This is a genomic window from Pseudoflavonifractor sp. An184 (assembly GCF_002160305.1).
GTDB lineage: Bacteria > Bacillota > Clostridia > Oscillospirales > Oscillospiraceae > Lawsonibacter > Lawsonibacter pullicola.
Genome location: NZ_NFKI01000084.1, coordinates 1 through 9,639 on the forward strand (window position 1 = coordinate 1; position 9,639 = coordinate 9,639).

Sequence of the window (9,639 nt, forward strand, 5' to 3'; positions counted from 1 at the left end):
CTATGTAGAGATGAATCCGCTCAAGTTTTGGCGGGGGAGCTCGAGGGGGCGGCAGCCCGCCTCGAGTGGGATCGAATGCCCTGAATGCCTTGCATGGCAAGGCGTTCAGTGAGCGCAGCGAGGACTTTTCCGCCGCACGGCGGCGGGAAAGTATCGGCATTTACCAGGCGTCGAAAAAGTCCAAAGACTTTTTCGACGCCTGGTAAGGGCGCGGCCATTTGGCCGCGCCCCTCTGCTTTGTAAGCTGGCCGGCTATGCGCGCTCCAGCTCCCCGCGGATGGCCTCAAACACTGCATCGCCATCCTGGCACATGACCAGCAGGACGGTACCGTCCTCCAGAGTCTCCAGCCGGGCGTCCTGAGCTATCTGGTACTGATCGGGCAGGTAGAACTCAAAGCTGCTCTGCTGCCGGTCCACATAGCCCTGGAGGGCCTCCCGCACCGCGTCTGTCTTGCCCTGGACCGGCCGGACGGCGGCGATGGCGTATGCCTGGGTGTTCATCACGGATACGCTGGCCCCGAAGGCCTCCATGTCCTCCTCTGCCAGCCCCAGAGACTCCAGAGCCAGCGCGGAGGTCCCGTCCTCCGGATCAAATCGGCTGATTACCGGGTTGTACTCCACCATTTCGCCGCCGTGGTTTGTGATGGCCTGGACGTACAGGTCGGTCCACTCCTCCGCCGTCCGCTCCGGCTCCCCGCCGGAACAGCCGGTCAGGGCGGCCAGGGCCAGCGCCGCGGCGCACAAGAGCGCAGCTCTCTTCTTCATCAGCAATCCTCCCCATGCTGCAAAAATCAGGGCCGCCGGACAGTGGTCCGGCGGCCCGTTGTTGGCAGGATGCCCGCTTTCACAGCGCGTTATTCATGGTGCGGGAACAGCAGCTGGACGGAGGTCCCCCGGCCCACCTGGCTGTCCATGTGGATCTGGGCCCCGTGGAGGGAGGCCCCATGCTTCACGATGGACAGCCCCAGACCGGTGCCGCCGATCTCCTTGGAGTGGCTCTTGTCCACCCGGTAGAACCGCTCGAACACCCGGGACTGGTCCTCCACCGGAATGCCGATGCCGGTGTCTTCCACGGTGACCTCGGCCGACCCGTCGTCAGTGGGGGCCACCGTCACATTGACGGTGCCGCCCGGGTGGTTGTACTTGATGGCGTTGTCACACAGGTTGTACACCATCTCATCCAACACGCTGGGGATGCCGCGCACCTCCACCGACAGGCCCATCACCTTCAGGGTGACTCCGGCCTTCTGGGCGGCGGAGTCCAGCCGCCGGGCCACATCCTGGGCGATGGAGAGGAGATTCACCGGCTCCCGCTCCAGGCTCTCGGCCCCCTCATCCAGCCGGGAGAGGCGGATGATGTCCTCCACCAGGGCGATGAGGCGCTGGGCCTCCTGGTAGATGTCGCCGGCAAAGCTCTGGATGTCCTCGGGCTTGACCATGCCGCTCTGCATGATCTCTGCGATGCCGGAGATGGAGGTGAGGGGGGTTTTCAGCTCGTGGGAGACATTGGCGGTGAACTCCCGCCGCAGCTCGTCCCGCTGTTCCTGCTCGGTCACATCCAGAAGCACCAGCACAGCGCCGGCGGGCTTTCCGTCGGCCAGCACCGGATTGGCCAGCAGTTTGCAGTACCGGCCGTTCAGATGGAGCATCTGCTGGCTGCGCTTGCCCGAGAGGGCCTCGTCCACCGCCTGGCGGAAGGGCTCCTCCCGGTTGAGCACCAGCACATTGACCTCGCCCTCCGGCTCCTCCACGCCCAGCAGGCGCAGAGCGCCCGAGTTGTGGGAGAGCACGTGGCCCTGCCGGTCCAGAAGCAGAAAGCCCTCGGACATGTTGTCGGTGAGGGCGGCAAACTCGGTCTGCCGCTGCTTGAGCAGATTCATCTGCTGCTGGATGGTGTCGTTTTGCCGCTTCAGGCGGGAGAGGAGGGGGGTGAGCTCGTCGTAGGTCTCACAGTCCTCCGGGTGCTCCAGATCCAGGCTCAGAATCGGCTTGATCAGCCCCTTGGACAGCCGGGAGGCCAGCACCGCCGAGAGCAGCAGGGACAGCACCAGGATGATCAAAATGGGCTGGATCATGGAGATGAGCAGCAGTCCCACCGTCTTCTGGGCGCTGGCCAGACGGATCACCGTCCCGTCGGAGAGCCGCTGGGTGACATACAGGGTCTGCTCTGACAGAGTGGAGGAGAAGCGCTGGGCGGTGCCCGTCTCAGAGGTGAGGGCCTCCCGGATCTCCTCCCGGTCGGCGTGGTTCTCCATGGTGGAGGCGTCCGCCTCGTTGTCGTAGAGGACTGTGCCGTCGGCGGCCACCCAGGTCACCCGGCTGGTGGTGTGCAGGCCGTTGAGGTAATCCATGCCGTCCAGCTCCACCCCGTGGGACACCAGCCAGGTCTCGCTCTCCAGCTCGGTCATCATCTGGTCGCTGAAATACTGGTACAGCATCCCCATAAAGAGGGCAATGGACAGTACCATCACCGATACTGCCACTGCCATGGAAGTACGAAAGAGTTTTGCCGTCATGTCCGCTCCTTATTCATTCCGGGCTGTGCCCGCGGAAAGGTCTGTGCTGATCTTATAGCCGATGCCCCGCACCGTCTCAATGCAGTCCCCGGAGTGTCCCAGCTTCTGCCGCAGGGTGCGGATGTGCACATCCACCGTGCGGCTGGCTCCGTCGAACTCATAGCCCCAGATGGTGTTGAGCAGCTGGTCCCGGGTAAAGACGGTGCCCGCCCGCTCCAGCAGGAGGCAGAGCACCTGAAACTCCTTCAGGGTCAGGGTGACCTCCCGGTCCCCGTCCCGGACGATGTGCCGGGCCGGGTCCACAAAGAGAGAGCCCAGGGAGTAGGTCTTTTCCTTGGGGGCCTCCTGCCCGCCGTGGCGCAGGGCGGCCCGGATACGGGCCATCAGCTCCATCATGCCGAAGGGCTTGGCCACATAGTCGTCGGCCCCCTCATCCAGGCCCAGCACTTTGTCGTATTCGGTGCTTTTGGCGGTGAGCATGATGATAGGCACGCCCTTGGTGGCCGGCAGGGAGCGCAGGCGCTTGAGCACCTGGAGCCCGTCTTCCTCCGGCAGCATGATGTCCAGCAGGACCAGCTCCGGCGTCTTCTGCTCCAGCGCCTCCCAGAACTGGGAGGGGCGCTCGAAGCCCTCGGCCTCCATGCCCTGGCTTTGGATGGTGTAGACCACCAGCTTCCGGATGCTGGCGTCGTCCTCCAGTATATAGATCACGGCGTTTCAACCCCTTACATGTATCTGATTGAGAAGGAGCGGGCGTCGTCCGTCCGCTCCCAAAGCATATTCTATTAGTCCTCGCTGTGCTGTCCGGTGAGGGAGTACTCCACCCACTGGGCGATGTTCACCGCGTGGTCGCCGATGCGCTCCAGGTACTTGGCGATCATCAGCAGGTCGATGCACACCTCGCCGTCGTCCCCCTGGCCGATGAGGCGGATCAGCTCGTTTTTCACGTTCAGGAACAGTTCGTCGATCTCGTCGTCCTTCCGGACCACGCTCTGGGCCAGCTCCAGGTTTTTGCGCACATAGGAGTCAATGCTGTCGGTGACCATGCCGATGACGCTGCGGGCCATCTCCGCAATGGACACCCGGCTGGTGAGGGGGCTGTCGGCAATGAAGCGGGTGATCTCGGCGATGTCCGCGGCCTGGTCGCCGATGCGCTCCATGTCGGAGATCATCTTCAGGGCCGCCGAGATGGCACGCAGGTCGCTGGCCACCGGCTGCTGCTGGAGCAGCAGCTTCATGCACAGGTTTTCGATGTCCCGCTCCTTCTGATCGATCTCCCGCTCGGCCGCCATGGCGGATTCCCGAAGATCGTCGTCCTGATCCAGCAGGGCCTTGGTGGCGGCGGAGATGCCCTCCTCGCACAGGGCGCCCATCCGGATGAGCTCTACATTCAGCTGTTCCAGCTGTTCGTTGAATTTGTCCCGCATTATCCGAACCTCCCGGTGATGTAGTCTTCCGTCTTCTTGTTCTTGGGCATGGAGAACATCTGCTCGGTGTCGCCGAACTCCACCAGCTCTCCCAGCAGGAAGAAGGCGGTCTTGTCGGAAATACGGGCGGCCTGCTGCATGTTATGGGTGACCATGATAATAGTATAATCCTTTTTCAGCTCGGCGGCAAGATCTTCGATCTTAGAAGTGGAGATGGGGTCCAGGGCGGAGGTGGACTCGTCCATGAGCAGGACGTCCGGCTTGACGGCCAGGGCCCGGGCGATGCACAGGCGCTGCTGCTGGCCGCCGGACAGGCCCAGGGCGGACTTCTTCAGGCGGTCCTTTACCTCGTCCCAGATGGCGGCCCCCCGCAGGGACTCCTCCACGATCTCGTCCAGCTTCACTTTGCTGCGGATGCCGTGGGTGCGGGGACCGTAGGCCACGTTGTCATAGATGGACATGGGGAAGGGATTGGCCTTCTGGAACACCATGCCGATCTGCTTGCGCAGCCAGGTGGTGTCCACGCCGGGGTCGTAGATATTCTGGCCGCCGTAGTTGATCTCTCCCTCGATGCGGATGCCCTCCACCAGGTCGTTCATGCGGTTGAGGGTCTTCAGGAAGGTGGACTTGCCGCAGCCGGAGGGGCCGATCAGGGCGGTGATCTCATGTTCGGGGATCTCGATATTCACATCGTGGAGGGCGTGGTGGGCCCCGTACCACAGATTCAAATTCTTGGCTTCAATGATGGTGGACATATTCTGATTCTCCCTATTCCGAATTATTTCTTGAGCTTGCGGCCCACCAGGCTGGCGGACAGGTTGATGACCAGGGTCAGCACCATCAGGATGGTGGCGATGGCGAAGGCCACGTCGGTCTCGCCACGCTCGCTGGCATAGACGTACAGAGCTACGGTCAGGCTGGCGGAGGAGGACTCCAGAGAGGTGAAGAAGTCGTTGAGCACCAGACCGAAACCGGCGGTGTACAGCAGAGCGGCGGACTCGCCCACGATGCGGCCCACGGCCAGGATGCAGCCGGTGACGATGCCGTCGATGGCATTGGGCAGGACCACGGTGCGGATCATATGCCACTTGCCGGCCCCCAGGGCCAGGGAGCCCTCCCGGTAGGACTGGGGCACCGTCTTCAGAGACTCCTGGGTGGTGCGGACGATGGTGGGCAGGATCATCACCACCAGGGTCAGGCCGCCGGCCAGCACGCCGGTCTGCCAGCCGATGAGCTGGATGAAGAACAGCATGCCCACCAGGCCGAAGATGATGGAGGGGATGCCGGTGAGGGTCTCGGTGGCAAACTCGATCATGGACACCAACTTGCGGTTGGTGGCGTACTCGGTCAGGTAGATAGCGGCGCCCACGCCCAGGGGCAGCACGATCACCATGGCCAGGGCGACCAGGTAGATGGTGTTGAGAATGTTGGGCAGGATGCCGATGGTGTCGTTGATGTAACTGGACTCGGTGGTCAGCAGGCTGAGGCTGATGTGGGGGATGCCCCGGAAGAAGATGTAGCCGATGATCAGCACCAGCAGGGCGCAGGTGAGGAAGCCGCACAGGTACAGCAGAGCCCGCAGGCCCCGGTCATAGAGGCGGCGGCTGGGAGAGAGTGTCTTGCTTTCCATGGCTCAGCCCTCCTTTTTGTTTTTGATGAACACGTTCAGGAAGACGTTGATCATCATAATGAACAGGAACAGCACCAGGCCGATGGAGAACAGGGCGTTGCGGTGCAGGGAGCCCACGGAGGCGTAGGACATCTCCGAGGCGATGGCGGTGGTGAGGAAGCGCACCGGGGTGAGCAGGCCGGGCATATTGGCCACGTTGCCCGCCACCATGATGATGGCCATGGCCTCGCCGATGGCGCGGCCGATGCCCAGGACGATGGCGGTGGCAATGCCGCTGCGGGCGGCGGGGACGGTCACCCGGAACACCGTCTCGATGTGGGTGGCGCCCAGGGCCAGGGAGGCCTCCTCATACTCCCGGGGCACCGCCCGCAGGGCGGTCTCCGACACGGAGATGATGGAGGGCAGGATCATAATGGACAGCACGATGATGGCGGCCAGCAGCGTGGCGCCGGAGGGGAGGCCGAAGGCCACCCGGATGGCGGGGACCAGCAGGATCATACCCACCAGGCCGTACACCACCGAGGGGATGCCGGCCAGCAGCTCCACAGCGGTATGGACCACCTTGGCCAGCTTGGGGTTGGCCACCTTGGCCAGGAAAATGGCGGTCATCAGGCCGATGGGCACGCCGATCAGAATGGCGCCGGCCGTACCGGCGATGGAGGTGAGGATGATGGCGAAGATGCCGAAGTCCCCGGTAGAGGCGTACCAGCGGGTCCCGAACAGGAAATTGATGGGGCCGATCTCCAGAATGGCGGGCAGGCCGGAGATCACCAGATAGATGCTGATGATGAGCACAAAGGCCACGGCCACCATGCCGCACAGGAAAAACAGGGCGTTCATGAAGACCTCCAGCGGCTTGCGCTTGGCCTTCACCTTATATTTGGGCTGTCCCACGGCGGACCCGTCCACGGCGGCGCCCACAGTTTCGTATTCCATAGTATTCTCCTTCTAACGCGGGGACCCGCGGCCCCCTCCTTCAATTCTCAATTCACACAAGCGGCCGCCGCCCCAGGGTGGAACGGCGGCTGCTCCGCGTATCACAGATTCGGTGCTTCCCTTAGGCAGCGGAAGCGGCGTCGGTGCCGGCCACGGGCACAGCGCCAGCGCTCTCGATCAGGGAGTTGGCGTCCTCAGAGGTAGCCCAGTCAAAGAAGGCCTGAGCGGCGTCGGACAGGGCCTCGTCGGTGCGGGTGGCGAACACGAAGGGACGCTGAATGGCGTAGGTGCCGTCCAGAACGGTCTCCTCAGAGGGAGCCACGCCGCCCACGGTCAGAACGGTGATGCCCTCCTGGCCCTCAACAGCGGACAGAGAGGCGTAGCCGATGGCGCCGGGGGTGGTGCGCACGGCCTCGATGACAGCGCCGGTGGAGTTCAGCTCCTGGGCCAGAACGCAGGCGTCCTCGGTGCCGGTGATGGACTCAAAGCCGTCCCGGGTGCCGGAGCCGGACTCGCGGCCGATGTTGGCGATGGTGCCGGCCTCACTGCCGAACTCGGACCAGTCGGTGACCTCGCCGGTGTAGATGGAGGCGATCTGCTCCAGGGACAGGTCAGTGACGGAGTTCTCGCCGTTGACAATGATGGCGATGCCGTCCAGGGCCACGATGGTCTCAGTCAGGCCCCCCTCCTTCTCCTCGTCCTTCAGGGCGCGGGAGGCCAGGCCGATGTCACAGCTGCCGTTGGTCACGGCCTCGATGCCGGCGCCGGAGCCGGTGGGGTTATAAGTAACAGACACGTCGGGGTGGTCGGCCATGAACTGCTCGCCCAGCACGCCGATGACAGACTCCATGGAGGTGGAACCGTCAGTGGCCACAGAGCCGCTCAGCTCGGTGGTGGAGGTGGCAGCGTCGGGGGTGGAGCCGGCGGGCTCGCTGGTGCTGGCGTCGTTGCCGCCGCAGCCGGCCAGCAGGCCGAGGGCGAGGACCATGGACAGGCCAAGGCAGGTAAACTTTTTCATTTTCATCGTTCTCCTTTATTGAAGTGATTATGTAGTTTCTTCTTCGGATTACGGTTGCCAGTATAAAAAGCCAATGTAAAATTGGAAACAGCCTCAATGTTAAATACATGTAAAATGAAATTTTATTTTGTAAAATCTGGCCTTTTTGAACAAAAGAGAAGGTTTTTGAACATTATGACATGTAAAATAAGACGGCTGGGATACGAAATCCCAGCCGCCCTTCTAACAGAAAGGTTCCGCCCCGTCCGCGGTCAGTTTTTCTTGTCCGACATATCCCGGAACAGCAGAGAGATGCACCACACGGCGGACAGGCCCACAATGGTATAGATGATCCGGCTGATCATGCTGGCCGATCCGCCGCAGGCGAAGGCCACCAGGTCGAACTGGAACAGCCCCACGCTGCCCCAGTTCAAACCGCCGATGATCAGCAGAGCCAGGGCAATTTTATCGATAATCACGGTTTCTTACCTCCTCCGATTTGGGCTTCGCAGGTAGTCTGCCCCGCCTGGGGAAAAATATGCAGGGAAGTGTGGGGCCGGAAGATTTTATACTTTGTTTTAGAAGGAGATGGCACGGATGCTGTATGCTACGAGAACAGCTTGCGGCTCGGTTTTTGACCGGGGGGAGCGGGAATAGGGCAGTTCCCTATAAATATGAAAATCAACTGCGGCGGGCCGATCATGGGATGGCCTGCCGCAGTTGATTTTGTATATTCAGAAATCAGGTGCTGGAGATGTTTCTCAGATCATAGGGGGTAGTCTGGTACACATAGTAATTGAGCCAGTTGGTATAGAAGAGCTGGCCGGCGGAGCGCCAGCGCACCACAGGGGGCTGGCTGGGGTCGTTGTCAGGGAAGTAGTTGTCCGGGATGTTGATGTCGATTCCCTTGTTCACGTCCCGGAAGTATTCGCTGGCCAGGGTCTCCGGGTCGTACTCCGGGTGGCCGGTGATAAAGAACCGGCGGTTGTCCGAGCTCTTGACGGCAAACACCCCGGCCTGTTCCGAGACGGCCAGCAGCTCCAGCTCCGGGACCTTCTGAATGTCCTCCAGCTTGTTTTCCGTGTAGCGGGAGTGGGGCACATAGAAGATGTCGTCAAACCCCCGGAACAGGGGGGACTGGGGACGGACCATGGTGTGGGGGAAGACGCCGAAGAGCTTTTTGCCCAGGTTATATTTTGGGATTCCATAGTGATAGTAGAGTCCGGCCTGCGCCCCCCAGCAGATGTGGAGGGTGGAGTGGACGTGGGTGGTGGTCCAGTCCATGATCTGACACAGCTCGTCCCAGTAGTCCACGTCGGTGAAGTCCAGATTTTCCACCGGAGCTCCGGTGATGATCATGCCGTCGTAATTCCGGTCCTTGATCTGGTCAAAGGAGGTATAGAAGGAGGACAGATGCTCCGCATCCGTGTTCTGGGAGACGTGGCTGAGGGTGTGGAGCAGCTCCACCTGTACCTGAAGCGGGGAGTTGGACAGCTTCCGCAGCAGTTGAGTCTCAGTCACGATCTTTGTGGGCATCAGGTTCAGAATCAGCAGCTTCAGCGGACGGATATCCTGATGCATGGCCCGGTACTCTGTCATGACAAAGATATTTTCGCTCTCCAAAGTGGCGGTGGCGGGCAGAGAGTCGGGAATCTTGATTGGCATGGGAAAGACCTCTTTCCTATTTAAATATAGTATCGTAAGGATAGATTCAAGGGTATCATAATTGCGGTGGTTGTGCAAGAGAGAATTTCGTGGAGAAATGTGCGCCGCACACGGACAAAAGGGGGCGAGAGGGCAATTTGCAGAAAAAACGCGAAAAAGAGGAAAAAAGTGCTTGACAAGGGAGGGAGGGTGTGGTATCCTACGTAAGCTGTCCGCGAGGGCGGCGGAAAACTCCCTTCCAGAGCGAGTTGAGCGCGAAAACAAATCGAAAAAGATTTGAAAAAAGTGCTTGACAAAGCGAGGAAGCGGTGGTAATATAAACAGGTCGTCCGCGAGGGCGGCCGGGGAGCGAACCGGATGGTTTCCTCTTGGAAAAGCGCTGAAAAAAGTTTTGAAAAACTTGAAAAAAGTGCTTGACAAGGGCGAAACGAGATGGTAAAATAAACTCCCGCCGCTGAGAGCGGTGTG

11 protein-coding genes are annotated in these 9,639 nt (G+C 61.2%); all 11 read right to left on the minus strand.

The genetic code is table 11. The features are described 5' to 3' along the window. Window positions 1-252: 252 nt before the first annotated feature. Window positions 253-765 (minus strand): DUF4358 domain-containing protein, encoded by a 513-nt coding sequence (locus B5F19_RS15785; protein WP_087292394.1) that lies wholly within the window; start codon window positions 763-765, stop codon window positions 253-255. An 89-nt stretch (window positions 766-854) separates the two neighbouring features. Next, complete coding sequence (locus tag B5F19_RS15790) at window positions 855-2,516, minus strand: ATP-binding protein (protein ID WP_087292397.1); 1,662 nt, start codon at window positions 2,514-2,516, stop codon at window positions 855-857. A gap of 9 nt (window positions 2,517-2,525) precedes the next feature. Beyond that, entirely contained in the window at window positions 2,526-3,227 is a 702-nt protein-coding gene (locus tag B5F19_RS15795; RefSeq protein WP_087292399.1) for a response regulator transcription factor, read from the minus strand. Between the two features lie 74 nt (window positions 3,228-3,301). After that, on the minus strand, window positions 3,302-3,943 hold the full coding sequence (gene phoU, locus B5F19_RS15800) for a phosphate signaling complex protein PhoU (protein ID WP_087292402.1): 642 nt from the start codon (window positions 3,941-3,943) through the stop codon (window positions 3,302-3,304). Continuing rightward, entirely contained in the window at window positions 3,943-4,698 is a 756-nt protein-coding gene (gene pstB, locus B5F19_RS15805) for a phosphate ABC transporter ATP-binding protein PstB (RefSeq protein WP_207752341.1), read from the minus strand. Before pstB ends, phoU begins: the two co-directional genes overlap by 1 nt. Window positions 4,699-4,721: 23 nt before the next feature. Next, a complete protein-coding gene (gene pstA / locus B5F19_RS15810) occupies window positions 4,722-5,573 on the minus strand; it encodes a phosphate ABC transporter permease PstA (protein ID WP_087292405.1) in 852 nt (283 codons plus the stop codon). 3 nt (window positions 5,574-5,576) lie between these two features. After that, window positions 5,577-6,413 carry a phosphate ABC transporter permease subunit PstC gene (pstC, locus tag B5F19_RS15815; protein WP_242972847.1) on the minus strand — a complete coding sequence of 279 codons (837 nt, stop codon included), beginning with the start codon at window positions 6,411-6,413 and terminating at the stop codon, window positions 5,577-5,579. A gap of 217 nt (window positions 6,414-6,630) precedes the next feature. Further along, the gene (locus B5F19_RS15820) at window positions 6,631-7,527 is read right to left on the minus strand and encodes a phosphate ABC transporter substrate-binding protein (protein ID WP_087292412.1); all 897 of its coding nucleotides are present in this window, start codon (window positions 7,525-7,527) and stop codon (window positions 6,631-6,633) included. A gap of 251 nt (window positions 7,528-7,778) precedes the next feature. Next, window positions 7,779-7,982 carry a DUF378 domain-containing protein gene (locus B5F19_RS15825; protein WP_087292420.1) on the minus strand — a complete coding sequence of 68 codons (204 nt, stop codon included), beginning with the start codon at window positions 7,980-7,982 and terminating at the stop codon, window positions 7,779-7,781. Between the two features lie 265 nt (window positions 7,983-8,247). Continuing rightward, window positions 8,248-9,171, minus strand: a complete 924-nt coding sequence (metA, locus tag B5F19_RS15830) for a homoserine O-succinyltransferase (protein WP_087292414.1) — start codon at window positions 9,169-9,171, stop codon at window positions 8,248-8,250. 199 nt (window positions 9,172-9,370) lie between these two features. Beyond that, window positions 9,371-9,639, minus strand: a 269-nt coding sequence (locus B5F19_RS17770; protein WP_204248350.1) for a hypothetical protein, incomplete at its 5' end; no start/stop codon positions are given.